General features: G+C 68.7%; 23 protein-coding genes and 1 pseudogene. 12 read left to right on the top strand and 12 right to left on the bottom strand.

Annotated features, from left to right (window positions below):
* Positions 1–85 precede the first annotated feature (85 nt).
* The gene (locus QGN31_RS13720; protein ID WP_201359139.1) at positions 86–529 is read left to right on the top strand and encodes a nuclear transport factor 2 family protein; all 444 of its coding nucleotides are present in this window, start codon (positions 86–88) and stop codon (positions 527–529) included.
* Between the two features lie 412 nt (positions 530–941).
* Here QGN31_RS13720 and QGN31_RS13715 read toward each other — a convergent pair whose 3' ends face one another.
* The 6 genes and pseudogenes from QGN31_RS13715 to bfr form a co-directional block, all read right to left on the bottom strand.
* Entirely contained in the window at positions 942–2,057 is a 1,116-nt protein-coding gene (locus QGN31_RS13715; protein ID WP_014382595.1) for an amidohydrolase family protein, read from the bottom strand.
* 10 nt (positions 2,058–2,067) lie between these two features.
* On the bottom strand, positions 2,068–3,420 hold the full coding sequence (locus QGN31_RS13710; protein WP_201409486.1) for a glutamine synthetase family protein: 1,353 nt from the start codon (positions 3,418–3,420) through the stop codon (positions 2,068–2,070).
* 57 nt (positions 3,421–3,477) lie between these two features.
* A pseudogene (locus tag QGN31_RS13705) lies at positions 3,478–4,358 on the bottom strand (TIGR03854 family LLM class F420-dependent oxidoreductase).
* 110 nt (positions 4,359–4,468) lie between these two features.
* Positions 4,469–4,963, bottom strand: coding sequence for a carboxymuconolactone decarboxylase family protein (locus QGN31_RS13700; protein ID WP_009953008.1), 495 nt, complete (start codon positions 4,961–4,963; stop codon positions 4,469–4,471).
* 65 nt (positions 4,964–5,028) lie between these two features.
* Entirely contained in the window at positions 5,029–7,101 is a 2,073-nt protein-coding gene (locus QGN31_RS13695; RefSeq protein ID WP_176476798.1) for an MDR family MFS transporter, read from the bottom strand.
* Positions 7,102–7,138: 37 nt separating this feature from the next.
* Positions 7,139–7,618: a bacterioferritin gene (gene bfr, locus QGN31_RS13690; protein ID WP_008256872.1), complete on the bottom strand. Its 480-nt coding sequence runs from the start codon at positions 7,616–7,618 to the stop codon at positions 7,139–7,141.
* A 339-nt stretch (positions 7,619–7,957) separates the two neighbouring features.
* Between bfr and QGN31_RS13685 the strand changes: the two genes are divergently transcribed.
* The gene (locus tag QGN31_RS13685; protein WP_008256874.1) at positions 7,958–8,143 is read left to right on the top strand and encodes a (2Fe-2S)-binding protein; all 186 of its coding nucleotides are present in this window, start codon (positions 7,958–7,960) and stop codon (positions 8,141–8,143) included.
* Positions 8,144–8,158: 15 nt separating this feature from the next.
* Here QGN31_RS13685 and QGN31_RS13680 read toward each other — a convergent pair whose 3' ends face one another.
* Genes QGN31_RS13680 through QGN31_RS13665 form a run of 4 tightly spaced genes read right to left on the bottom strand, consistent with a single transcriptional unit; the run spans position 8,159 to position 11,053 of the window.
* Complete coding sequence (locus tag QGN31_RS13680) at positions 8,159–8,908, bottom strand: enoyl-CoA hydratase/isomerase family protein (protein WP_014711664.1); 750 nt, start codon at positions 8,906–8,908, stop codon at positions 8,159–8,161.
* A gap of 18 nt (positions 8,909–8,926) precedes the next feature.
* Positions 8,927–9,370: a TIGR03618 family F420-dependent PPOX class oxidoreductase gene (locus QGN31_RS13675; protein ID WP_009953013.1), complete on the bottom strand. Its 444-nt coding sequence runs from the start codon at positions 9,368–9,370 to the stop codon at positions 8,927–8,929.
* A 9-nt stretch (positions 9,371–9,379) separates the two neighbouring features.
* Positions 9,380–10,081, bottom strand: a complete 702-nt coding sequence (locus tag QGN31_RS13670) for an EthD domain-containing protein (protein ID WP_014942169.1) — start codon at positions 10,079–10,081, stop codon at positions 9,380–9,382.
* A gap of 36 nt (positions 10,082–10,117) precedes the next feature.
* Positions 10,118–11,053 carry a hydrogen peroxide-inducible genes activator gene (locus QGN31_RS13665; RefSeq protein WP_014382600.1) on the bottom strand — a complete coding sequence of 312 codons (936 nt, stop codon included), beginning with the start codon at positions 11,051–11,053 and terminating at the stop codon, positions 10,118–10,120.
* Positions 11,054–11,154: 101 nt separating this feature from the next.
* Here QGN31_RS13665 and QGN31_RS13660 point away from each other — a divergent pair, with 101 nt between their 5' ends.
* From QGN31_RS13660 to QGN31_RS13650, 3 genes are read left to right on the top strand one after another with little or no spacing between them, the layout of a single operon-like run.
* Positions 11,155–11,742, top strand: a complete 588-nt coding sequence (locus QGN31_RS13660; protein WP_008256883.1) for a peroxiredoxin — start codon at positions 11,155–11,157, stop codon at positions 11,740–11,742.
* A gap of 38 nt (positions 11,743–11,780) precedes the next feature.
* Positions 11,781–12,317: an alkyl hydroperoxide reductase gene (locus QGN31_RS13655; RefSeq protein WP_009953017.1), complete on the top strand. Its 537-nt coding sequence runs from the start codon at positions 11,781–11,783 to the stop codon at positions 12,315–12,317.
* A 10-nt stretch (positions 12,318–12,327) separates the two neighbouring features.
* On the top strand, positions 12,328–13,656 hold the full coding sequence (locus QGN31_RS13650; protein ID WP_036459060.1) for an alpha-amylase family glycosyl hydrolase: 1,329 nt from the start codon (positions 12,328–12,330) through the stop codon (positions 13,654–13,656).
* On the opposite strand, the gene QGN31_RS13645 is transcribed toward QGN31_RS13650, so the two are convergent.
* Positions 13,642–14,079 (bottom strand): DUF1810 domain-containing protein, encoded by a 438-nt coding sequence (locus QGN31_RS13645; protein WP_201408302.1) that lies wholly within the window; start codon positions 14,077–14,079, stop codon positions 13,642–13,644. The genes QGN31_RS13650 and QGN31_RS13645 overlap by 15 nt on opposite strands.
* A 19-nt stretch (positions 14,080–14,098) precedes the next feature.
* Between QGN31_RS13645 and QGN31_RS13640 the strand changes: the two genes are divergently transcribed.
* The 7 genes from QGN31_RS13640 to QGN31_RS13610 all read left to right on the top strand — a co-directional run bounded on the left by QGN31_RS13640 (position 14,099) and on the right by QGN31_RS13610 (position 21,233).
* Positions 14,099–15,358, top strand: a complete 1,260-nt coding sequence (locus QGN31_RS13640) for an alpha-hydroxy acid oxidase (protein WP_051444559.1) — start codon at positions 14,099–14,101, stop codon at positions 15,356–15,358.
* A 93-nt stretch (positions 15,359–15,451) separates the two neighbouring features.
* Complete coding sequence (gene lon / locus QGN31_RS13635; RefSeq protein ID WP_201409485.1) at positions 15,452–17,773, top strand: endopeptidase La; 2,322 nt, start codon at positions 15,452–15,454, stop codon at positions 17,771–17,773.
* Positions 17,774–17,834: 61 nt separating this feature from the next.
* Positions 17,835–18,212, top strand: coding sequence for a nitroreductase family deazaflavin-dependent oxidoreductase (locus tag QGN31_RS13630; protein ID WP_036390302.1), 378 nt, complete (start codon positions 17,835–17,837; stop codon positions 18,210–18,212).
* An 8-nt stretch (positions 18,213–18,220) separates the two neighbouring features.
* Positions 18,221–18,553 carry a TfoX/Sxy family protein gene (locus tag QGN31_RS13625; protein WP_009953025.1) on the top strand — a complete coding sequence of 111 codons (333 nt, stop codon included), beginning with the start codon at positions 18,221–18,223 and terminating at the stop codon, positions 18,551–18,553.
* 43 nt (positions 18,554–18,596) lie between these two features.
* Positions 18,597–19,223 carry an endonuclease gene (locus tag QGN31_RS13620; RefSeq protein WP_201359108.1) on the top strand — a complete coding sequence of 209 codons (627 nt, stop codon included), beginning with the start codon at positions 18,597–18,599 and terminating at the stop codon, positions 19,221–19,223.
* A 6-nt stretch (positions 19,224–19,229) separates the two neighbouring features.
* The gene (locus QGN31_RS13615) at positions 19,230–19,955 is read left to right on the top strand and encodes a DUF72 domain-containing protein (protein ID WP_201359109.1); all 726 of its coding nucleotides are present in this window, start codon (positions 19,230–19,232) and stop codon (positions 19,953–19,955) included.
* A gap of 45 nt (positions 19,956–20,000) precedes the next feature.
* The gene (locus QGN31_RS13610) at positions 20,001–21,233 is read left to right on the top strand and encodes an NAD(P)/FAD-dependent oxidoreductase (RefSeq protein ID WP_201359110.1); all 1,233 of its coding nucleotides are present in this window, start codon (positions 20,001–20,003) and stop codon (positions 21,231–21,233) included.
* On the opposite strand, the gene QGN31_RS13605 is transcribed toward QGN31_RS13610, so the two are convergent.
* Positions 21,207–23,366, bottom strand: coding sequence for an NAD-dependent epimerase/dehydratase family protein (locus QGN31_RS13605; RefSeq protein WP_201409484.1), 2,160 nt, complete (start codon positions 23,364–23,366; stop codon positions 21,207–21,209). The two genes, QGN31_RS13610 and QGN31_RS13605, sit on opposite strands and share 27 nt — an antisense overlap.
* Between the last annotated feature and the right edge of the window lie 84 nt (positions 23,367–23,450).

Genomic DNA, 23,450 nt, shown 5'->3' with positions numbered 1-23,450 from the left:
CCGATCGCGATTGCGGCGCGAACGGCCGCAGTAGTTGACACCGGCGCGGCAACCGAGTTTATTTGCCGGTATGACAGAGGTATCTATGATCGCGGTCGAGGATGTCGTCCGTGGGCTGTGGCAGGCCCTTTCGCGCCGCGACTGGGAGGCGATCCCGACATTCTTGTCCGACGACTGCCTCTACGTCGACATGCCGGTTCCGGCCTTGTCGGCCCGCGGCCCCGAGGGCATCGTCAAACGACTCAAGATGGGTCTGGAACACCTGGCGGGCTACGAGAACCACACCGGCGTGCTGGTGTCCAACGGTTCCGACGTGCTCTACGAGCACTCGGAGACATGGACATTCGCGACCGGCGAACAGGGCGTGTTGCGGTTCGTGACCGTCCACAAAGTCGTCGACGACAAGATCACCGTCTGGAAAGACTATTGGGACATGAACAGCCTCGTCGCGTTCGCTCCCCCGAACCACTTCGAAGCACTGGCAAATGGGGACACTAGCTGGGTGTTCGATGCGTCAGCGCTGGTCTGAATCACACGTTCGCGAATTGCGCCGCCGCGCAACGTAATGCGCCGGCTTGGCACGCGCTGCCGTGGAATGCCGGCATGGCCACCCCTCATAGACCATTCCGGCACTCCCTCGGCACAACGGCGATAGGGCTTGGCTACAACCCGCCCTGGTGCGGATATGACACGTAGTCACCAGAACTGGTGGCGTGGCGACCCCCACTGCGTGACGCGTAGGGCGGAGGCGCCGAAGCGGCGACGGTAACGATGGCTGCGTCGACGAACGCAGCGCGGGACAACATGTGCCCAAACCTCCTTGTTGCCTCAGTTTGGTGACGTTGCCCGATTCGTCTCCCGAAGCCTATGCGCCCCCGCGGCGGGTTACAGCGGAATTTGTGAAAAATGTCGTGGCCGCGCTTTCGCGGCCGAAGACCGGGCTACCCGAGGTCGTAGATCCTGCGGGCGTTCTCGCGGGCGATGAGATCGACCACCCGGATGGCGTCGGCCTCGCTCCAGTCGCCGCGGTCGACGAATTCGCGTAGCACCCGGTGTAGGCCCCGGCGCCACAGGACCGCCCCGAGAAAGTGCAGTTCCGCGGGACCGAAACCGTCCGACGAGTAGAGGATCTTGGAAAAGGGTGCCAGCTCCAGCAGCCGCCCGAGGAACGCCGGCGACCGCGCCCCCAGGTGGTTCACGCTCAGTCCGCCATCGAGGTAGACGTTGTTGAACGCCTGCGCCAGATAACCGGCCTCACGCTCGTAGGGATAACAGTGCAACAGCACGATCGGGACGTCGGCCGACCGGCGCAGAAAGTCAAGCAGCAGGAGCGGATTGGCCTTGTGCAGGTCGCAGTCCCGATCGCCGAACCCGACGTGGAATTGCAATGGCTTGCCGAGTCGCAACGCCTGATGCAACCCGAACCGCAGCAGGATCCGGTCCCGCAATCGCGTCCCGCCGCGCGCGCGCCACCGGTCGGCGGCCTCGGCGACCTCCGCCGTCGACGGCTCGCTGAGGTCACCCTCGAAACCGCCCCGGTAGGCCAGGATCGATTTGGTGCCCACGGCGTCGGCCGCGCGCCGATGCAGGATCTCCTCGAACGCCGCCGCATAGTCACCCGCGGCTTGGGCGGCCTGTTCGGCCACCTCCTCGAGACGCACGATTTCGTGCGCACGGCCGCCCGACATCCGGGCGATCTGCCCGACGCCGGCGACCCCGCCCCCGCCGATCCCGGTGTCCACCAGCCAGTCCCCGACGCCGGCGGCCGATAGGAACACCCGCGCCAGTTCGTCTTCGGCGAACTGGCGACGACGGTCCCAATAGGCCTGCGGGTCGACGTGCTCGGGCAGGCCGAGGGCGGGGGCGCAGTGCGCGCGCACGGCGAACCCGAGTTGGGAGTCGAAACCCGAGTCGGCGATGGGCTCGGTGTTGGCCTCGTTGAGTGCGTTCTCGAATCGCCGTCGGTCGCCGGCCGCCAACCAACAACCGTGGACGTGCTGATCGATCAGCGACACCGCGCCGATGTGCTCGGCCAGGTCGCGGGTCTCGGCGCTCATCACCGGCCCGTCACAGGCTCCAGGCCATGCGGAATCGGTCCGCCAGCTGCTCGGGGTCCAGATCGCCGTAGCGTTCGTGTTCCAGTCGGCGAACCGCGACCACCATGTCGACCGCCGGATCGCCCAGGATGCACCGCATGCGCTCCGAAGCGTCCAGCGCCGCGATCGCCTCGGCCTGCGAATCGGTCAGGCGCACCACGCCGTCACGCGCGCGGTCGGCATCGGAGCGGGCCGCCGGGTCGACCGTGACCTCCGGCGGCAGCGGGGCCCCGGATTTGATGCCGTCCAGCGCGAGCCCCAGGATGGCCGCCGACGCCAGGTACGGATTGGCCGACGGGTCGACGATCTTGACCTCGACGTTTCCGCCGCGCGGGCTGGCGGGTCCGCCGGTGACGAATCGCACTGCGGCCTCGCGGTTTTCGGTGCCCCAGCACGCGTAGGCGCCGGCCCAATTGCCGGGCCGCATCCGCAGACCCGAGACGACCGATCCGCACAGCACGCCCTGGGCTTCCCGCAGACCACCAACCACGCCCGCCACCGCGCTCTCCCCCGCCGGCGTCATGCCCGCGGCGCCCGCGCCGTCACAGAACAGCGGTCCTTCCGGCGTCGTCAGCGAAAAATGTTGGTGCGCACCGGATCCGACGGCACCGGCGAACGGGGCGGGTGACAAGCTGATGCGCAGGCCGTGGCGGCGCGCCGCGCGGCCGATGATGAGCCGCATCAGTATCAGCTGATCGGCGGCGGCGACCGGCGGTTGCGGCGGCAGCGAGATCTCGAACTGGTTGGCGCCATACTCGGGGTGGAATTGTTCGATCGCGACGCCGGCTCCCGTCGCCGACCCGATCACCTCCCGGATGAACGCTTCACGCTCCAGCACGCCGGCGAGGCCGTACGGGGCCCACACCGCCGACGGCAACCGGCCGCCGTCCGGCGCGACCAACAGGAATTCGATTTCGTGCCCGACGGCCGCCTCGATGCCGGCGTCGTCGAGCGCCGTTTCTATGCGCCGCAGCGTTCCCCGGCCGCACGTGGGGACCGGCGTGCCGTCCTGGGAGAAAAACGCGGCGGGCGCCCACGCCAGGCCGTCGCCCACGATGCGCAACGCGGACAGGTCGATCCGGAGCCGCTGGTCCCCCACCACGCCGACGTCGGCGGTGAAGGCGATGCCGGTCTGGTCGATGGCGAACGCGTGCCAGGAGGGGCTGGCGCCCAAGCCGGGATCGGCGAAGGTGTTCGTCTGGCGGATCGGAACGGCCTTGGCCAGGGTGAGCCCGGCGGAATTGACGACGGTGCCGATGACCGTGTCGACGCCCTCGCCCTCCAGCTGGGCAATCGCCGCGGCGGCAAGCGGTGTGCCGGTCATGGCAGTCATTCTGCAGCCTCGTGGTGGTGCGGTCGGGTAATCGTCCCGCGTGGCCGGTCAGTTCTGGCGGCCGACGAGTTCGTAGACGAAGCGATCGAGGAATCCGTCCACGGGGGCCCGACCGGCCGGCCGGATGACGAATTTCGTCAACCCGGCCTCCAGGTACGCGTCCAGTTGGCGGTGCAGCTGAGCCCACCCGGCGGGATCAGCTCGCCGGGGTCGAGGTCCGGTCGGCGCTTGCGGACCGCCGCGGCCAATTCCGCGGGCAGCTCGCCCTCGGTGACGGCCAGCGAGATCCCGAAGTGGTCGGGTTCGATGTGCCGGCCGGCCCGCTCCGCGGCCCGTTCGATCGCCTCGCGCCCGGTCCTGGCCTCCGCCGGGGTGAGGAAGCTGCCCAGCCAGCCGTCGCCGAGCGCTCCGATACGCCGAAACGCGGCGGGCGCCGAGCCGCCCAACCAGATGTCCAGCGGCGGCACCGGTTTCGGGGCGATCGCCGCGCCGGTGACGGTGAAGTATTGGCCCGTGAACGTGGCCGAATCCCCTTCCAGGGCCGCGCGCAGCACCCGTAGCGACTCGTCGAAGACCGCCGCCCGCTGACCGTCGGGAACCACGAACACCTCGCGCTCGGCCGGTATCGCCGATCGCAAGCCGAACACCGGAAGGACCCGCTTCGGGGCGACGGCCGCCAGCGACGCGAGCTGCTTGGCCACCAGCACCGGATGCCGGCCCGGCAGCACCGCCACCGAGGTGCCCACCTTCAGCCGGCTCGTCCGGGCGAGCGCGTACGCCATCCCGACCGTGGGATCGACGGCCGGCGAGTACACCAGCTCGGAAAACCACAGCGAATCCACGCCGTTGGCCTCGAGGTGGTCGACGATGGCGGCCAGCTGATGTGGGGCGGTGTCCGCGCCCAGCCCGACGCCGAAGCGAACCTTCACCCGAGCCTCCTCCTGCGTGGTCTCACCCGTCGCGCAACGCCGCGGCGCCCCGTTTTGTGCCCGCGGCGCGCGTCATCGCCTGCTGCCCGGAGTTCGGAGGGCGCAAACGGCTATGCGCGGCTGGGAATGGTGAGCTTGCAGGCCTGGCCGATGTCGAGGGTCCGCAACACCCGGCCCATGCCCACCCACAGCGCGCAGGACAGCGCCAGGTCGGCCAGCAGCTCGTCGGAGAAGTGTTCGGCGCAGCGCGTCCAGAAGTCTTCGTCGTCGCGCAGGCCGGTGTGGTCGGTGGCGAAGCGGTCGGCGAACTCGGCCGCCAGCCGCTCCTGGTCGCTGTAGCCGGGCCAGGTGCGCCATTCGTGGACGTGGTCGTACAGCTCCTCGTCGACACCCGCGGCGGGTCCGTCCTCGTCGCGGGTGTTGACGCAGACGACGCATTCGTTGCGGTGAGCGATCACGGCGCGCGCCAATTCGCGCGTGCGTAACGGCAACCGGTTCTTGGTGTAGACCGCCTGGCTGAAGGCACCGAGCGCGCCGCCGATGTCCGGAGACTTCACAAACCAGCCGGCCAGGTCGTCGTCAGCAAATGTTCCGATTCGGCTCATGGCGTGATGGTACGCCCGCCTAAGGACCTGGGTCGCGGTTGTCGCGAAACGGGTGGAGCCACCGGCTAGCGAGCGGCCGGACCGATCGCCGCGGTTGGCGTTTCCTCATGCCAATCACGTTGGGCGAGAACCCGATGCGCGACGCGTTCGAGCGCGGCCTGCACCGCGCGGCGGTCCGGGCGGCCCTCGAAGCCCGGCGAGCGGGCGAGCTTGTCCACGAGCCAGGCCACCAGCAGCGAGTGCACGTAGCCGACTTGCTGGGCCCCGGCCGGGGTGAGCGACAGTTGGTCGCCGTCGCTTCGCGCGTAACCGCCGGCGGCCAGGCGCGCGAAAGTGGGCTCGAGAACCTCGAACGGTATTCGGTGATAGTCGGCCATGTCGGTGAGACGGGCGGTCCCGTACATCTGCGTGTAGCGATTGATGCGCAGGACCCCCCACAGCCCGGCCACGTCGAGCCGGCAATCGGGCCGCATGGCGATGCTGCGTAACCGCATGCCGGTTTCGCCGCGCAACATCCGTGCGATCGCGTTCTCCAGCATCTGGTCCGGCGTCTCGGAGGTCGGCATGCCGAACGCGTCGCCGAGATCGACTGTGCTGTCGTGGATATCCCGCAGCGGGACCTCGCGCAGGAACAGGGCCAGCACGAAACCGACCACGGCCACCGGCGCCGCCCACAAGAAAACCTCGGTCAGCGAATCGGCGTAGGCCGCCACGATGGGCGCGGCCACATCGTGTGGCTGCCGGTGCAGGGCCCCGGGCGAGCTGACCGCGTCGGGCGGCGCGCCGCTGGCCGCCAGGGCCGGGCCGATGCGGCGGTCGAGGAAGTTCACGAACAGCGAGCCGAATATCGCCGCCCCGAAAGAACTTCCGATGGTGCGAAAGAACGTCACCCCCGAGGTGGCGACGCCGAGGTCTTCGAAATTCGACGTGTTCTGCACGATCAGAACCAGCACCTGCATGGACAATCCGATCCCGGCGCCCAGGATGACCAGGTACAGCGACTGGATCAGGGCGGACGTCGACGGCTCCATCCGCGACATCAGCAAAAACGCCAGCGCCATCAGCGCGGTGCCGGTCACCGGGAAAACCTTGTAGCGGCCGGTGCGGCCGACCAGGGTTCCGCTGCCGGTGGAGGTGATCAGCATCCCGACCACCATGGGCAGCGTGCGCAGACCCGAGGTCGTCGCCGAGACCCCGTTGACGTACTGCATATAGGTCGGCAGGAACGTCAGCGCGCCCAGCATCGCAAAACCCACGACGAAGGACAGCACGCAGCACACGGCGAACACCGGACTGGCGAACAACCGGATGGGCAGGATCGGCTCGGCGGCGCGACGTTCCACCACCACGAAAACGCCCAGCGCCACCGCGGCGCCGACGAACAAGCCGATGATCGTCGGCGACCCCCACGCGTACAGCGTCCCGCCCCAGCTGGTGGCGAGCGTCAGGCCCGCCGCGCCCAGGCCGACGAACACGATTCCGGAGTAGTCGATGATCGGCTTGGCGGACGCGCCCAGCGCTGGAATCGCCGCGGCGGCAACGAAAATGACGACCACGGAGATCGGCACGTTGACCCAGAACGCCCACCGCCAGGTCAGGTAATCGGTGAAGTAGCCGCCCAGCAACGGCCCGATCACCGTCGTGACGCCGAAGACCGCCCCGAGGATGCCCTGGTACCGGCCCCGCTCGCGCAGCGGGACGACCTCGCCGATCAGCGCGCTGGCGGTGACGGTGATGGCGCCGCCGCCGATCCCTTGCAGCGCACGCGCTCCCACCAGCATGGCCATCGACTGGGACAGCCCGCACAACGCCGATCCGACGACGAAGAAGACGATCGCCGCCTGGAACACCCGCTTGCGCCCGTAGGAGTCCCCGAGCTTGCCGGCCAGCGCGGTGACGACGGTCGATGCGAGCAGATAGCTGGTGACGACCCAGGACTGATGGCCGGCGTCGCCCAGGTTGGCGACGATCGTCGGCAGCGCGGTGGCGACGATGGTCTGGTCCAACGCCGCGAGCAGCATCCCCAGGACGATCGCGACGAAGATCAGGTTGCGCCGTTGCGGGCTGATCAGCTCGCCGCTGGGCGCGGAATTCGCCGCCGGGGTCGCCTGGGTCACCGCTGCTCTCGGGCTCGTCATGCCGGCCCGACGTTACCTACCTTGCCCGCCGCCCGCGTCAGCTGGGTGGCCGCGAGACGCACTGCGCCGAGTACAGCTCCACGCCCAGCTTGTCCATCAACTCCAGCTGCGTCTCGAGGTAGTCGATGTGCTTTTCCTCGTCGGCGACGATGTCCTCGAACAGGGTGGCGGTGGTGGAATCCTGCTTGTCCCGGCATAAGACGATGGCCGGCTTGAGGCGGTCCATCACCTCGTATTCGATGGCGAGGTCGGCCTCGAATTGCTCGCGCAAGGTCTGGCCGATGCGCAGCGAGAAGAGGCGCTGGTAGTTCGGCAACCCGTCGAGCAACAGGATGCGGTCGGTGATCGCCTCGGCGTGTCGCATCTCGTCGAAGGACTCCGCGCGGGTGTGCTCAGCTAACTCGGTGAAACCCCAGTTGTCCTGCATCTTGGAGTGCAGGAAGTATTGGTTGATCGCGGTGAGCTCGCTGGTCAACTGCTCGTTGAGCAGACGCAAAACTTCCGGATCCCCTTGCATTTTCACTCCTACGGTGTCTGCTGCTGGCATGTTCGGCCGCGATCCGTGCGCTGGGCTGGAGCGCACAAACCCGGCCTGTAGCAGCACTTTGCCACGGCCGCCGCAAATGTTCTAGCAAGGTTTGGCTGCACTCAGTGCGTTGTCGAGCTAGTCTAAGCACCCGGTTGTTAGGTTAGACTGCACTAAGCAGGTTAGGTTAGACTCCACTAATATGCGGCTTGTTCGTTTCGCACCTCCGGCCGGGGCCCCGAGTCCCCGGGAGGTCAGGCGCGGGAGCGGCATCGGGTCGCTCGAAGGACCCGTCGACGAAGGGGACGCCCACATGCGGGAGGTGCGCTGATGTACGTGTGCCTGTGCGTCGGGGCGACCAGCCAGACCGTGTGCGACGTCGTCGCGCAGGGCGCGTCGACCTCCAAGGAAATCGCCGCGGCATGCGGGGCGGGCGGTGACTGCGGTCGCTGCCGGCGCACCCTGCGCGCGATCCTCGCCGACGCGGCGAAGTTAGAGACAGCGCCGTCGGCCTGACGCCGGAACGCCGTTTCAGCCCTTGTTGAAATCAGCCAGCGCCGCGGCGTTGGCCTGCGCGCCCATGAGCTCGGCGAAGTGCGCGTGTTCCCGCGCGGTGGCCGCCGTGATCTCGGGGCGGACCGGCTCCATCATCGTGTGTTTGACGGCCATCAAGCTCGAGATCGGCCGGGAGGCAAGGATTTCGGCGTGGTGGCGGGCCTGCGGGAGCAGCTCGTCCGGTTGGCACACCCGCCAGACGAGGCCCATCCGCAGCGCCTCGTCGGCGTCGACCCATTCGGACGACATCAACAGCCACGCGGCGTTCTGCCGGCCCACCAGCTGCGGCAGCAGATAGGACGACGCCGCTTCCGGGGCTACGCCCAGGCTGGTGAACGGGCACTTCAACCGGGCCGTCGACGACATGAACGCCAGATCGGCATAGCCCAGAATCGTGGCGCCGATCCCCACGCCGACACCGTTCACCGCGCAGATCAGCGGCTTGGGAAAGGCGCTGAGCGCGTTGATGAGTCCGATGAAGCCATGCTTGCCCGGAGTGAAGCCGGGGTCGGTGATGCGCGCCTGCATCTCGCCCAGGTCGGTACCGGCGCTGAATCCGCGACCCGCTCCGGTCAGCAGGACCACGGCCACCTCGGGATCGTCGGCGGCGGCCAGCAGCGCCTCGGCGGTGGCGTCATAGAGGGCTTCGTTGAAGGCGTTGAGCGCCTCCGGGCGGTTCAGCGTGAGGGTGCGCACCCGCTTGTCGTCATCGATCTGCAGCGTCACCCCCGCAGCGTAGCGAGGCTAGCCGTTGCTGTAGACGCGGGTCGGAGCGATCAGCACCACGGCGCGCCCCTCGGAAGCCATCACCCGGTCGTACTCGTCCCAGTTGTCGTGGGTACCGCCCGCCGCAACGAACACATCGCGCAGCAGGACTCGCAACCGATCGGGATCGGTCAGCCACGGCTGGGTGTCGTCGGGGCCGACCAGCTCCGCGCGGCCCTCGACCGTCGCCCACTGCCACCCGTTACGGAAGGTGATGGCCAACTGCGGCCGGGCCCGCAGGTTGGCCAGTTTGACTCTTCCGTAGGTGGTAAACCCCAGCACCGGTTGACCATTCGCCGGGTGCGACAACAGGCCCACGTTGACCAGTGACGCCTGCACGGTCCCGTCAGCCCGGACGGTCGATACCACCGCCAATCCGTTCTCCGCCGCGGCCAATGCCACGGCGTCGCGCAGTGTCGTCATCTGGTGTCCTCAGTCCGTGAACGGCGTGCTGATGACGTAGCGGCTCGTCGGCACGGTGTCGATGTTCTCGTTGGCGCCAAAGGCCGTCGTGCTGGCCACCATTCGTCCTAACCGGTGTTGGAGATCGTTGTCGTCGGCGGCTCCGAAAAATGCCTGAAGATCGGTGATCGCCTCCGCGGGAAACAACTCCTCGACGATGCCGGCGATTCCCGGCGCGTCTTCGGTGAGCGCGCGCACCACCCAATTCTGGGTGTAGCCGAACGTCGACTGTGTCTCGATGGCTACCGGTGTATGGTCGCGTTGCCAACGGGTCAGCCACGTCGCCTGGTCCATGCCCGCGGGCCGGCGCAGCAACGCGATGTTGGCCAAACCCGGTGTGCGGGAACCGGACTCGACGGCGGGCGCGCTCAGCGGGACCGATTCCGTCACCAGGTACGCGGCGAGCTGCTCACACTCCTTTGCCAGCAGCTCGAGCGCGGACGTCATCTGCTCGCCGTAGCACTGCTGGGTCCACATGCTCACCACCGCGGCGACCGGTGGGTCCAGCGTCGTGAGCGTCATCAACGACTGGCGCACGGCGTCGTCGCGGACGTTGACCGACAATCCGGGCACACCCAGCTCCAGCAGCGCATCGGCGACCGGCCCCCGCTGCCGGGCGCACCAATCGTCGTCGGAGTCGGCGCGCATGAGCACCGCGATTACCTTTTCCATAGGCCGAACCTACCGGTGCGGGCCCGCCGGATAGGCCTACTTCACCGGGCGCACCTGATGCTGGCTGCTGATCAGCTTCCCGATGAGCCCGGCCAGCTGACGGTAGGACTCGTCGCGCCCGCTCGACGAGCGGTAGACCAAGCCGATTCGCCGGCCCGGGCGCGGCGCCGCGAACTGTGCCAGGCCCAGGCGGCTTCTCGAGGCCTCGACGGGCACCGCGCTCTGCGGAATCAGCGTGACGCCCAACCCGCCCGTCACGCATTGCACCGCGGTCGCCAGTGAGGCCGCCCGCGTGTTGGCCAGCTCCGCCCGGACCCCGGCCTTGTGGCAGACATCCAGCGCCTGATCGCGCAGGCAGTGCCCCTCGTCCAGCAGTAGTAGCGGCAGGTCGGCCAGCGCCGTCGCCGGAACCCGGCGCTTGCCCGCCAGCGGATGGCCGGGGGGCAGGGCGAGGACGAAATCCTCGTCGTAGATGGGGATCGCGCTGACCCCGGCGCCCTCGGCGGGCAGGGCGATCAATGCCGCATCCAATGCCCCTTCGCGCAAGACCGCCAACAACCGCTCGGTCTGGTCTTCGGTCACCCGCAGCGCCAGCCCCGGAAGCTGCTCGGCCACCCCGGCCAGTACGGTCGGCAGCACGTAGGGCGCCACCGTGGGAATCAGGCCCAGCCTCATGCCGGCCCGCAACGGATCCGAGGCGCCCGCCGCCGCGGCGGTGAAGGCGTCGGTCGCCTCGACGACGGCCTGGGCGCGTGGCAACAGCTCCGTACCCTGGGGTGTCAAGAAGACACGCCGTGTCGAGCGCTCGACGAGGCGGGTGCCCAAGCCCGCCTCCAGCGCCGAGAGCGCCTGCGACAACGTCGACTGGCTGACGCCGAGAGCCGTTGCGGCACCGCTGAATTGATGCTTCTCGGCCACCGCCACGAACGCGCGCAGGCCGGCGATCGTCGGCTGATAACTCTTATCGGTCATACCTATAAGTGTAGTGGGAAATATCACCTTTACTTCAACCAGGGTACGCGGCAACATGGTGGAAGAAAGCTAATCTTGAGTAAATCCAGATAAGGAGCGATATGCCTCTGCTGACCATCGGCGACCAGTTCCCCGCCTACGAGCTCACCGCGTTGATCGCCGGCGATCTGTCCAAGGTCGACGCCAAGCAGCCCGGCGACTACTTCACCACCATCACCAACGAGGACCACGCCGGCAAATGGCGCGTGGTGTTCTTCTGGCCGAAGGACTTCACCTTCGTGTGCCCGACCGAGATTGCCGCCTTCGGCAAGCTCAACGACGAATTCGCCGACCGCGACGCGCAGGTTCTGGGTGTGTCGATCGACAGCGAGTTCGTCCACTTCAATTGGCGTGCGCAGCACGAGGACCTCAAAAAGCTGCCCTTCCCGATGCTCTCGGACATCAAGCGGGAGCTGAGCCTGGCCACCGGCGTGCTCAACGCCGACGGTGTGGCCGACCGGGCGACCTTCCTCGTCGACCCCAACAACGAGATCCAGTTCGTCTCGGTCACCGCGGGTTCGGTGGGCCGCAACGTCGAGGAAGTGCTGCGCGTGCTGGACGCGCTGCAGTCCGACGAGTTGTGCGCGTGCAACTGGCGCAAGGGCGACCCGACGCTCGACGCCACCGAGCTGCTCAAGCAGTCGGCCTGATCCGGGGCTGATCCCGTAGGGTCTGAACAGGAGGCGAGATGAGCGTAGAGAACCTCAAGGAAGCGCTGCCGGAGTACGCCAAGGACCTCAAGCTCAACCTGGGTTCGATCACCCGCACGACCGAGCTCGACGAGGAGCAGCTGTGGGGCACGCTGTTGGCGAGCGCCGCGGCGACCCGGAACACGCAGGTGCTCAGCGAGATTGGCGCGGAGGCGGCCGACATTCTGTCCGCCGAGGCGTACAACGCGGCGCTGGGAGCCGCATCGGTCATGGCCATGAACAACGTGTTCTACCGTGGCCGGGGTTTCCTCGACGGCAAGTACGACGACCTGCGCGCGGGATTGCGGATGAACATCATCGCCAATCCCGGTGTGGAGAAGGCGAACTTCGAGCTGTGGTGCTTCGCAGTGTCGTCGATCAACGGATGCCCGGATTGCGTGGCCGCCCACGAGCACACGCTGCGCGAGGCCGGTGTCAGCCGCGAAACCATCCAGGAGGCGCTGAAGGCCGCGGCGATCGTTTCCGGCGTGGCCCAAGCGATCGTCGCTTCCCAGACGCTGGCGACCGTCGGCTGATAGCGCCGTCGTGACCAGCGCCGTGTCCGGACCCGACTGGGTCCAGCACGCCATCTGGTGGCAGGTCTACCCGCTGGGGTTCGTGGGCGCGTTCCCCGTACCGCAGTCAAACGAGCCGCCGCAACCGCATCAACACCGGTTGCGGCGGCTCGTCGACTGGTTGGACCACGCCATCGAACTCGGGGCGTCCGGCATCGCGCTGGGCCCGATCTTCGCCTCGCGCACACACGGTTACGACACCACCGACCACTACCGCATCGATCCCCGGCTCGGCGACGACGCCGATTTCGACCACCTCGTCGCCGAGGCGCACCGACGCGGCCTGCGCGTCCTGCTCGACGGCGTGTTCAACCACGTCGGGGTGGATTTTCCGCGCCACCGCGAGGCGGCCGAGGACGACGCCGCCGCGCGCTGGTTCCGCGGACGTCCCGGGCGCTTTCACACGTTCGAAGGCCACGACGGGCTGATCACCCTCAACCACGACAACCCCGCCGTCGTCGACTACACCGTCGAGGTGATGGCGCACTGGTTGGGCCGCGGCGCCGACGGCTGGCGCCTCGACGCGGCTTATGCCGTACCACAACACTTCTGGGCCTCGACCCTGCCCCGGGTGCGCGAGCGCTATCCGGATGCCTGGTTCGTCGGCGAACTCATCCACGGCGACTACGCCGCGGTCGTCGACGCCGCCACCTTCGACTCGGCCACCCAATACGAGCTGTGGAAGGCGATCTGGAGCAGCCTCAACGACGGCAATTTCTTCGAGCTGGACTGGGCGCTGCAGCGCCACAACGACTTTCTGAGCCGCTTCGCGCCCCTGACCTTCATCGGCAATCACGACGTCACCCGCATCGCCAGCCAGCTGGACAACCCCGCGCATGTGGCCCACGCGCTGGTGCTGCTGCTCACTATCGGCGGGGTGCCCAGCGTCTACGCCGGCGACGAGCTCGGGTTCCGCGGCGTCAAGGAAGAACGGTTCGGCGGCGACGACGCCGTGCGCCCCGAATTCGGCTCTCCCCCACTGCAACTGGATGACTTCGGTGTCCAGACCTGGGGGCTGCACCAGTACCTGGTCGGGCTGCGACGGCGCCACCCCTGGCTGCACGCGGCGTCCACCACCGCGTTACGGCTGGAAAACCGGCACTACGTCTACGAGGCGCGCAACGGCGACGACGCCCTGCTGGTGGTGCTCAACATCGACGACGAACCCCTGCACGTGTCGCTGCCGGAGCTGGGCCCGGGGCGCGCGCAGGTCATCGGCGGATCGGCGGCCCCGCCGCCGGAGGTCGTGGACGCCGTCGCCGTCGAGCCGCACGGGTGGCGGATCCTAAGCTCGGTGTAGGCGCTCGCACGTCAGCGCGTCCTGGCGGCCCTCGTAATACTTGTCGAGCACCGCGACGAAGTCCTCGTCGTCCTCGGTGGCGTGGGCGAACAGGGTCATCGACGAGCGCAGTTTGAGGTCGTCCGGCGAGCCGAAGATCTGCCCGATCGAGCGCCCCTGCACCGCGGTGACCAGTCGGGCGCACTCCCGCAACCGCGGCCCCAGCAGCTCATGACGCAGGTACGCCCGAGCCTCGTCCAGCGAGGAGATGCCGTAATGGACCGCGGTCGGGCTGCCGCCCAGGCCGCGCAGTTGGGGGAAGACGAACCACATCCAGTGGCTGCGTTTTCGTCCGGCCCGCAGCTCGTCGAGGACGTCGCCGTACACCGGCTCCTGCGCGTCCACGAAACGCTGGAGATCGAACGGGTCGCCTGCAGATCTCACCTGACTACGGTTGCACATTATGGAACTCGAAAGACGGAAGGCCGTTCGCCGACGAGTACCCAAAGTGCGCGATCTCGCCCCGCTCATGCAGTTCAAGCGGCCCGAGCTGAACGCGACCAAGCGGCGGCTCGACGCCGCCTACACCATCGAAGACCTGCGGCGCATCGCCAAGCAGCGCACCCCGAAGGCGGCGTTCGACTACACCGATGGCGCGGCCGAAGATGAGCTGTCCATCGAACGCGCCCGACAAGCCTTCCGCGACATCGAATTTCATCCGACGATCCTGCGCGACGTCTCCCAAGTGACCGCGGGGTGGGATGTGCTCGGCCAGCCGGTCGTGCTGCCGTTCGGGATCGCGCCCACCGGATTCACCCGGCTCATGCACACCGAGGGCGAGATCGCCGGCGCGCAGGCGGCGGCCAGGGCGGGGATCCCGTTTTCGCTGTCCACGTTGGGCACCTGCGCGATCGAGGACCTCGTCACGGCCGTGCCCCAAGGCCGAAAGTGGTTTCAGCTCTACATGTGGCGGGACCGCGAACGCTCGATGGAGCTGGTCAGACGCGCCGCCGAGGCCGGCTTCGACACCCTGCTGGCCACCGTGGACGTCCCGGTCTCCGGCGCGCGGCTGCGCGACAACCGCAACGGCATGACGATCCCGCCCACGCTGACGCTGCGCACCGTGTTGGACGCGGTGCCCCACCCGAAGTGGTGGTTCGACCTGTTGACCACCGAACCTTTGGCGTTCGCGTCGCTGGACCGCTGGCCCGGCACGGTCGCCGAATACCTGAGCACGATGTTCGATCCCAGCCTGACCTTCGATGACCTGGAGTGGATCAAGGAGCAGTGGCCGGGCAAGCTCGTCGTCAAAGGGATTCAGACGCTTGACGATGCCCGCGCGGTCGTCGACCGCGGTGTCGACGGGATCGTGTTGTCCAATCACGGTGGGCGCCAACTGGATCGGGCCCCGGTGCCGTTTCACCTGCTGCCGACGGTGGCGCGCGACCTGGGTCAGCACACCGAGATCCTGGTGGACACCGGCATCATGTCGGGCGCCGACATCGTCGCGGCGGTCGCGCTGGGCGCCCGGTGCACGCTGGTCGGTCGGGCCTACCTCTACGGCCTGATGGCCGGCGGTGCGGCCGGGGTGAGCCGCGCCATCGACATCCTCGCCGAGGGAGTGATCCGCACGATGCGCCTGCTCGGCGTCACGTGCCTCGAGGAGCTCTCGCCCCGGCACGTCACGCAGTTGCGGCGCCTGGGGCCCGTGCCGCCGGTGTGAGGCCGGCCGCACCCCCGCGCTGGCCGGGGCGCGCGGGAACAAACCGGCGCCGGGCTGGGTTAAGCGCATCAGACTCAACTTTTGGAGGATTTGATGGCTGAAGCCAAGTCGGTGCCGGTGCTGTTTGTCACCGACACCATCGTGCTGCCCGGAATGGTGGTGCCGATCGCGCTGGACGACGCGGCCCGCGCGGCGATCGACGCCGCCCAGGCCAGCGAGTCGGGACAGCTGCTGATCGCCCCCCGGCTCGAGGACCGGTATCCCTCCCACGGCGTGATCGCGAAGATCCTGCAGGTCGGGCGCATCGCCGGTGGCGGCACCGCCGCGGTGGTGCGCGGCGAGCGCCGGGCACAGATCGGGGCGGGCGCATCCGGCCCCGGGGCGGCGCTGTGGGTCGAGGTGACCGAGGTCCCCGAGGCCGAGGCGACCGACGAGGTCAAGGCGCTGACCGCGGAGTACAAGAAGCTGCTGCTGGCCATGCTGCAACGACGCGAGGCCTGGGAGATCATCGATTACGTCAACCGGCTGTCCGATCCGTCGGCGCTGGCCGACACCTCGGGGTACGCGTCCTACCTGAGCAACGCGCAGAAGCGCCAGCTGCTGGAGACGGTCGACGTCGCCGAGCGCCTGCGCGTGCTGATCGACTGGACCAGCGACCACCTCGCCGAGGTCGAGGTCAGCGACAAGATCGCCGAGGACGTGCGCGAGGGCATGGAGAAGACGCAGAAGGAGTTCCTGCTGCGTCAGCAGCTGGCCGCCATCCGCAAGGAATTGGGCGAGGGCGAACCCGATGGTTCGGACGACTACCGCGCCCGCGTCGAGGCCGCCGAGCTGCCCGAGAAGGTGCGCGAGGCCGCGCTGCGCGAGGTCGGCAAGCTGGAACGCTCGAGCGACCAGAGTCCGGAGAGCGGCTGGATTCGCACCTGGCTGGACACCGTGCTCGACCTGCCGTGGAACGTCAAGACCGAGGACTCCACCGACCTCAAGGCGGCGCGGGAAGTCCTGGACGCCGATCACCACGGGCTGGACGACGTCAAGGATCGCATCGTCGAGTACCTGGCCGTGCGGGCGCGCCGCGCCCAACGCGCGCTGCAGGTGGTCGGCGGGCGCGGCTCCGGTGCGGTGATGGTGCTGGCCGGTCCCCCCGGCGTCGGCAAGACGTCGCTGGGCGAGAGCGTGGCCCGGGCGTTGGGCCGCAAGTTCGTGCGCGTCGCCCTGGGCGGTGTGCGCGACGAGGCCGAGATCCGCGGGCACCGTCGTACCTACGTGGGCGCGTTGCCGGGCCGGATCGTGCGCGCGATCGGTGAGGCGGGATCGATGAATCCCGTTGTGCTGCTGGACGAAATCGACAAGGTCGGTTCCGACTACCGCGGCGATCCGAGCGCGGCGCTGCTCGAGGTGCTCGACCCGGCGCAGAACCACACCTTCCGCGACCACTACCTGGATCTGGACCTGGACCTGTCCGATGTGGTGTTTTTGGCGACGGCCAACGTTATCGAGAACATCCCGTCGGCCTTGCTGGATCGCATGGAGCTGGTGGCCATCGACGGCTACACCGAGGACGACAAGGTCGCCATCGCGCGGGACTACCTGCTGCCCCGGCAGCGGGACCGCGCGGCGCTGACCGAGGACGAGGTGGCGGTGAGCGACGCGGCGCTGCGCAAGATCGCCGCCGACTACACCCGCGAGCCCGGTGTGCGACAGTTCGAACGGCTGCTGGCCAAGGCGCTGCGCAAGGCGACCACCAAGCTGGTTGACGATCCGCGACCGATCACCATCGACGAGCCGGATCTGGTTGACTACCTGGGCCGTCCGCGGTTCATGCCGGAATCGGCCGACCGCACGGCGGTGCCCGGTGTGGCCACCGGCCTGGCCGTCACCGGCCTCGGTGGCGACGTGCTCTACATCGAGGCCGGCTCCACCGACGGTGACCCGGGCCTGCAACTGACGGGTCAATTGGGCGACGTGATGAAGGAGTCGGCGCAGATCGCGCTGTCCTACGTGCGCTCGCACGCCGCCGAGCTCGGTGTGGATCCCAAGACGCTGGACCGGCGCATCCACGTCCACGTGCCCGCGGGGGCGGTGCCCAAGGACGGCCCGTCGGCCGGTGTCACCATGGTGACCGCCTTGGTCTCGATGGCCACCGGACGCCAGGTCCGCTCCGACGTCGGCATGACCGGAGAGGTCACGCTGAACGGCCGGGTGCTGCCCATCGGCGGGGTGAAGCAAAAGCTGCTGGCCGCCCAACGTGCCGGGCTGTCAACGGTTTTCATTCCGCAGCGCAACGAGCCGGATCTCGATGACGTGCCCGCCGAGGTGCTCGAGGCGCTGGACGTGCGGCCCATGACCGACGTCGCCGAGATCGTGGCCCAGGCGCTCGAACCGGCGGCCTCGGCCGCCACGGCCGCGGCCTGATCGGGGCGCCGGGCGTGACCCGGGGCTTTCCCCGCGGTCACGCCCGGCGTTGAATGAACCCGTGACTCTCAAACGACAAGTGGTCCACCGTGTTCAACGCCTGCTGGTCAACCCGGTCGGCCGGCAGCTGCCGATGACCATGCTCGAAACCACCGGACGCAAGAGCGGGCAGCCGCGGCGCACCGCGGTGGGCGGGCGCGTGGTGGACAACCAGTTCTGGATGGTCTCCGAACACGGCGAGCACTCGGATTACATCCGCAATATCAAGGCCAATCCGGCTGTGCGGGTGCGTGTTGGCGGCACGTGGCGCCACGGCACCGCCCACCTCCTGCCCGACGACGACGCGGTGCAGCGCCTGGGCAACCTGCCGCGGCTGAACAGCGCGATGGTGCGCCTGATGGGCAGCGACCTGCTCACCGTCCGGGTCGACCTGGACTGAACCCGCGGATGGCCTACGACGAAGACCTGGCCAACCGGATCCGCGAACTCCTCGCGGGCCGGCCCGGCATCGACGAGAAGCGCATGTTCGGCGGCCTGGCGTTCCTGGTCAACGGCAACATGTCGGTGGCCGTCAGCGGCCAGGGCGGACTGTTGGTGCGGGTGCCGCGCGAGGACACCGACAAACTCGCCGGGCGCGCGCACGTCAGCCCCATGGTGATGGCCGGACGGGAAGCCCGGGGCTGGTTGCGCGTCGAGGCCGCCGGGGTGCAAACCAAACGCCAGCTTCACAGTTGGGTCAAACGCGGGGTCGACCACGCGCGCAGCCTGCCGCCCAAATAGCGGGCGCGGTTTGCCGTCGCGGCGTAGGGGTACGCGGTGCGGTATGGACAAGCGGGTGCGACGACTGCTCGACGTGGCGGGCACCACCTACGCGGCGCAGGCGCGCATCACGCTGAGCGACAAGCCGATGCCGCTGTTCCAGCTTTTGGTGCTGTGCATGCTGGCCAGCAAGCCGATCGATGCGACCATCGCCACGGCCGCCGCGCGCGAACTCTTCAAGGCGGGCCTGCGGACTCCCAAGGCCGTGCTGGCCTCGGACCGGAAAACCATGATCGACGCCTTTGGGCGCGCGCACTACGTGCGTTACGACGAGAGCTCGGCCACCCGGCTCACCGATATGGCCGAACGACTTCGCGACGACTACTCCGGCGACATGCGCGAATTGGCCGATCGCAGCGGGCATGACGTGGCCACCGCGAAACGGATGCTGAAGCAGTTCAAGGGAATCGGCGACACGGGCGCCGACATCTACCTGCGCGAGGTGCAGGACGTGTGGACCTGGGTGCGGCCGTATTTCGATGACCGCGCCACCGGCACCGCCAAGCTATTTGGCCTGCCCGCCGAACCGAAGAAACTGGGAAGCCTTGCGCCGCAGGCCAATGCGCGACTGGCCGCCGCGTTGGTCAGGGCGTCGCTGGACGCCGATGTGCGTCAGCGGGTGGCCGGCTGAGCCGCGGTGACCATACGAATCGGTACCTCGGGGTGGTCGTACAACCACTGGATCAATGTGTTGTATCCGCCGGGAACGCCGTCGGCGCGCCGGCTCGCCCGCTACGTCGAGGCGTTCGACACCGTCGAGCTGAACGCGAGTTTCTACCGGTGGCCCAAGGATTCGACGTTCGAGGGTTGGCGCGATCAGCTGCCGGACGGCTTCACCATGTCGGTCAAGGCGCATCGCGGCTTGACGCACTACCGCCGGCTGGCCTCCCCCGAACCGTGGATCGAACGATTCGAACGCTGCTGGCAGCTGCTGGGTGATCGCCACGGCGTGCTGCTGGTGCAGCTGCACCCCGAACAGCAGCGCGATGACGCGCGCCTGGACTCGTTCCTGCAACTCATGCCCGCGTCGATCCGCGTCGCCGTCGAACTGCGGCACCCGTCGTGGAATGACCCCGCGGTGTTCGAGCTGCTGGAACGCCATCGCGCCGCGTATGTGGTGATGAGTGGGCTGGGGCTCGAGTGCATTCCCCGCGCGACGACCGATCTGGTGTACATCCGGATGCACGGGCCGGATCCCGAGGCCAATTACGCCGGTTCCTACACCGCTGACGATCTGCGGCGCTGGGCCGAGCGGCTCACCGCTTGGGACGGTGAAGGGAAGGACGTGTGGATGTATTTCAACAACGACCTGGGCGGGCACGCGGTCCGCAACGCTCTCGACCTGCGCGAGCTGTTGGGCTGAGCGCCCGCGAGTAGGCTGAAAATTCCACAGAACGGAGCCCCATCCATGGCCAACTCGACCAGCTTCGTCATCATCGGCGGCGGACTCGCGGCCGCCAAAGCCGTAGAAGCTTTGCGCGACAACGATTTTGATGGGCACATCATTGTGTTCGCCGACGAGGAACATCTGCCCTACGAGCGGCCGCCGCTGTCGAAGGAGTATCTGGCCGGCAAAAAGTCGCTGACCGATTTCACCGTGCAGAACTCCGACTGGTACCGCGACCACAACGTCGACCTGCGGCTCAACACGCGGGTGAGCACCCTGGATGCCGCCGCCCACACGGTAGGGCTTCCCGACGGCACCACGGTCGGCTACGACAAGCTGTTGCTGGCCACGGGATCGGCCTCGCGCCGGCCCCCGATACCGGGGGCGGACTCCCCCGGTGTGCATTACCTACGCACCTACGAAGACGCCGTGGCATTGAATGACGTTCTGTCCGAAGGCGCTTCGCTCGCGGTCGTGGGCGCCGGGTGGATCGGGCTGGAAGTGGCGGCGGGTGCGCGCCAGCGAGGTGTCAACGTCACCGTGGTGGAAACCGCCAGGCAGCCGCTGCTGGCCGCGCTGGGCGAGACCGTCGGCGAGGTGTTCGCCACCCTGCACCGCGAGCACGGGGTGGATCTTCGCCTCGAGACGCAGGTCGCGGAGATCACCAGGGCCGACGACTCGGCCACCGGCCTGCGGATGCGGGACGGATCGACGGTGGCCGCCGACGCCGTGCTGGTGGCCGTCGGCGCCAAGCCCAACGTCGAACTCGCCGAGCAGGCCGGGCTCTCCCTGGGCGACGGCGGGGTGCTCGTCGACGCCTCGTTGCGCACCAGCGATCCCGACATCTATGCGGTCGGCGACATCGCGGCCGCCGAACACCCGCTGTTGGGCACCCGCATCCGCACCGAGCACTGGGCCAACGCGCTCAAGCAGCCCGCCGTGGCGGCGGCCGGGATGCTGGGCACACCAGGCGAATACGCGGAGCTGCCCTATTTCTTCACCGATCAATACGACCTCGGGATGGAGTACGTGGGACACGCCCCCAGCTTCGAGCGGGTGGTGTTTCGCGGTGACGTCGCCGGCCGGGAGTTCGTCGCGTTCTGGCTCGACGGCGGCCACCGGGTGCTGGCCGGAATGAACGTCAATATCTGGGATGTGCTCGACGACGTCAAAGCGCTGATCCGGTCGAAGGCCGCCGTCGACCCCGACAAGCTGGCCGACCCGCAGTCAACCCTGGGCGAGCTGCTCGGCTGAGCCATCCTCGGCGGTGGTCCCGGCGCCGGAGTCGTCGGGGCTGTGCGGGACGGGCGCCCAGGCCCCGTCGATAACGTCGGGTGGGAACTGCGCCTGCAGGCGTTCGCGTTCGGTGCGGCGGCGTTTGATCCGCAGCCGTGCGTCGCCCGGCATCGTGACCAGTTCATTGCACGTCAGGTAGTACATGTCGTCGACGGCGTCGATCAGGTCCGCCTCGACGCGCAGAGATCCCAACGCGCGCAACGTCATCCGCAGTTCGTGCGTGAACCGCATCGTGGTGTCGTGGGCCAGCTCCCGCGAACCGCGCGCGTTGGCGGTAAGCCGCTCGGCCAATGTGGCGGGCGTGGGCTCGGGGGGTGGGGCCGCCGCCGCGGCGGTCAGCAACATCGTCGGGTCGTCGGCGAAGGTCTTGCTGGCCAGCTCGGCCTCGCCCGGACCGCGGTGCCCGATTCGTGCGACGACCGCGTCCACGGTGGCGGCGGTCTTCGGCGACAGCGCACGAATGCTCGCGAGGTTGCCCTCGGCGGCCAGCGCGCGCAACGGCGGGTCGGCCCGCAGCGCCGACGCCAGCTCGGCGGTCTCCGCCGCGACGAGTCCGCTGTCGGTGATCATGCTGATCCCGGGCACGCTGCGCCCCGCCTGGCTGCGCGGCAGCGCCGCGGCGGTGACGCCGGTGTCGATCAACCAGAGCGCGTTGAGGATCCAGCCCTGGTGGATGCGGTCGCGCAACAGCCGCAGCCGCACTTCAAGGGCCGCTTCGGGCAGCAACGCCAGTTGGGCGGCGTCGAGGTGCTCTGCTTCCGCGGCGGCGCAATACGCCCGGGTGTCGGCCCGCAGGTGACGCAGGAGCGCGACCGACCGCCCCGCGGCGACGGCCTTGGCGACCGAGCCGAGCGCCCCGGCCGTCCAGGCCGGCTCGCCGAACGGCAGCGGATCGCCGACCTGGGGCTGGCCGACGAGGGCGTTGCGGGCGACGGCGTCCTGGTCCCAGCCGGGCAGCTGGCTGGCCGCGACCATGTTGACCGACACGCCGACGTAGGCGCGGTGGCCGAACACCGCGATGGCCCTGCTGCCCCATTCGGCATCGGCGACGCCGCCGAGGGCGAGCGCCTGTCCCAGCACCCGGCTCGCGGCGCGCAGCCCGCTCAATTGGACGTCCAGCGTGATGGGGGTGAGCGGTCCGGGCAGCGCCTCGGCCAGTGCGGCGCCGCTGAAAACCGGGAACCGCGAATCGATCTGATCGTCGAATTCGCCCTCCAGGCCTTCCGGCGCGGCCGTGCGCACGTCGTCACCGGCCGGTCGCCGAGATTGCGGCAGCACCTCGACGGGCAGCGCGAGCTGTCCCCCCTGGTTGATCGCGCCGGCGGTGTCCAGCCGGCGCCCGACGAGTCCCCGCGCGGTGTCGGCGACGGCGTCCAGCGCGTGCCAGCCGTACGAGAACATCCAGTCCTCTTGTGCCGCAGCGACATCGAACTCCGGCGTCAGCTGGGCCCAGCTGCGCACCCGATGCGGCCGGATGCGCGGGTCGGCGGCTCGCAACACGCGCCAGGCCGTGACCATGTTGACGGTGTCCGGGCTGGCGAGGTCCACCACACCGGTGCGGTCGGTGTCCATCGCCAGGACCAAAAAGCGCATCAGGTCGTCGAGGTGCAGCACGCGCATGGGCTGCGCGGACACCTTGCTGCGCAACAGCGTGGCCACGGTGCGGCACACCATCCACTCGAGCTGGCGCCCGACCGGTGGCGCGATCCGGATGACCGCGGTGGGTCCCCAGCTCGAGGACACCAGGTCCTCGGCCGGCCGATACAACTCGGGCCGTCCCGCGGCCTGCGACACGAACACCAGGCGGGAGCCGGCGCGCGCGGCCGCATCGGTGACCCGCGCCAGCCCGTCCATGCCGGCACTGCCGGGCGCGGTGGGGTCGATGGGTGCCAGGTGGATGACCGCGTCTGCCTCGTCGGTGAGCTCCCGCAAGACGCGGTCGCGCAGCGATCCGCAAACAAATTCGACGTTGCGGTCGAGGCAGGGATGCGGGAGCTCAGCAATGCCGGTGACCGTGTGCCCGGCAGCGATGAGCTGCCCAGCGACCAGGCGCCCGAGTGCGCCGGTGGCGTCGGTAACCAGGATGTGCACCTGGGCTCACCTCCCCCAACCCTCAGCACTCAACAATAGGCAAGTCGGCATAGGCTACGCGACCGTTACCCAGGATCGGCGCCG

The sequence above is a fragment of the Mycobacterium sp. 2-64 genome (assembly GCF_035918375.1).
In the GTDB taxonomy this organism is placed as follows: domain Bacteria; phylum Actinomycetota; class Actinomycetes; order Mycobacteriales; family Mycobacteriaceae; genus Mycobacterium; species Mycobacterium intracellulare.
This window is presented reverse-complemented; position numbering and strand designations above follow the sequence as displayed.

What these genes read in the sequence shown, in the direction of transcription:
- QGN31_RS13640 (WP_051444559.1), top strand. Translation starts at nt 14,099, where the DNA reads ATGGAACTCGAAAGACGGAAGGCCGTTCGCCGACGAGTACCCAAAGTG.
- QGN31_RS13670 (WP_014942169.1), bottom strand. Translation starts at nt 10,081, where the DNA reads ATGGAAAAGGTAATCGCGGTGCTCATGCGCGCCGACTCCGACGACGAT.
- lon (WP_201409485.1), top strand. Translation starts at nt 15,452, where the DNA reads ATGGCTGAAGCCAAGTCGGTGCCGGTGCTGTTTGTCACCGACACCATC.
- QGN31_RS13710 (WP_201409486.1), bottom strand. Translation starts at nt 3,420, where the DNA reads ATGACCGGCACACCGCTTGCCGCCGCGGCGATTGCCCAGCTGGAGGGC.
- QGN31_RS13655 (WP_009953017.1), top strand. Translation starts at nt 11,781, where the DNA reads ATGAGCGTAGAGAACCTCAAGGAAGCGCTGCCGGAGTACGCCAAGGAC.
- QGN31_RS13665 (WP_014382600.1), bottom strand. Translation starts at nt 11,053, where the DNA reads ATGACCGATAAGAGTTATCAGCCGACGATCGCCGGCCTGCGCGCGTTC.
- QGN31_RS13695 (WP_176476798.1), bottom strand. Translation starts at nt 7,101, where the DNA reads ATGACGAGCCCGAGAGCAGCGGTGACCCAGGCGACCCCGGCGGCGAAT.
- QGN31_RS13675 (WP_009953013.1), bottom strand. Translation starts at nt 9,370, where the DNA reads ATGACGACACTGCGCGACGCCGTGGCATTGGCCGCGGCGGAGAACGGA.
- QGN31_RS13660 (WP_008256883.1), top strand. Translation starts at nt 11,155, where the DNA reads ATGCCTCTGCTGACCATCGGCGACCAGTTCCCCGCCTACGAGCTCACC.
- bfr (WP_008256872.1), bottom strand. Translation starts at nt 7,618, where the DNA reads ATGCAAGGGGATCCGGAAGTTTTGCGTCTGCTCAACGAGCAGTTGACC.
- QGN31_RS13610 (WP_201359110.1), top strand. Translation starts at nt 20,001, where the DNA reads ATGGCCAACTCGACCAGCTTCGTCATCATCGGCGGCGGACTCGCGGCC.
- QGN31_RS13700 (WP_009953008.1), bottom strand. Translation starts at nt 4,963, where the DNA reads ATGAGCCGAATCGGAACATTTGCTGACGACGACCTGGCCGGCTGGTTT.
- QGN31_RS13685 (WP_008256874.1), top strand. Translation starts at nt 7,958, where the DNA reads ATGTACGTGTGCCTGTGCGTCGGGGCGACCAGCCAGACCGTGTGCGAC.
- QGN31_RS13620 (WP_201359108.1), top strand. Translation starts at nt 18,597, where the DNA reads ATGGACAAGCGGGTGCGACGACTGCTCGACGTGGCGGGCACCACCTAC.
- QGN31_RS13715 (WP_014382595.1), bottom strand. Translation starts at nt 2,057, where the DNA reads ATGAGCGCCGAGACCCGCGACCTGGCCGAGCACATCGGCGCGGTGTCG.
- QGN31_RS13720 (WP_201359139.1), top strand. Translation starts at nt 86, where the DNA reads ATGATCGCGGTCGAGGATGTCGTCCGTGGGCTGTGGCAGGCCCTTTCG.
- QGN31_RS13625 (WP_009953025.1), top strand. Translation starts at nt 18,221, where the DNA reads ATGGCCTACGACGAAGACCTGGCCAACCGGATCCGCGAACTCCTCGCG.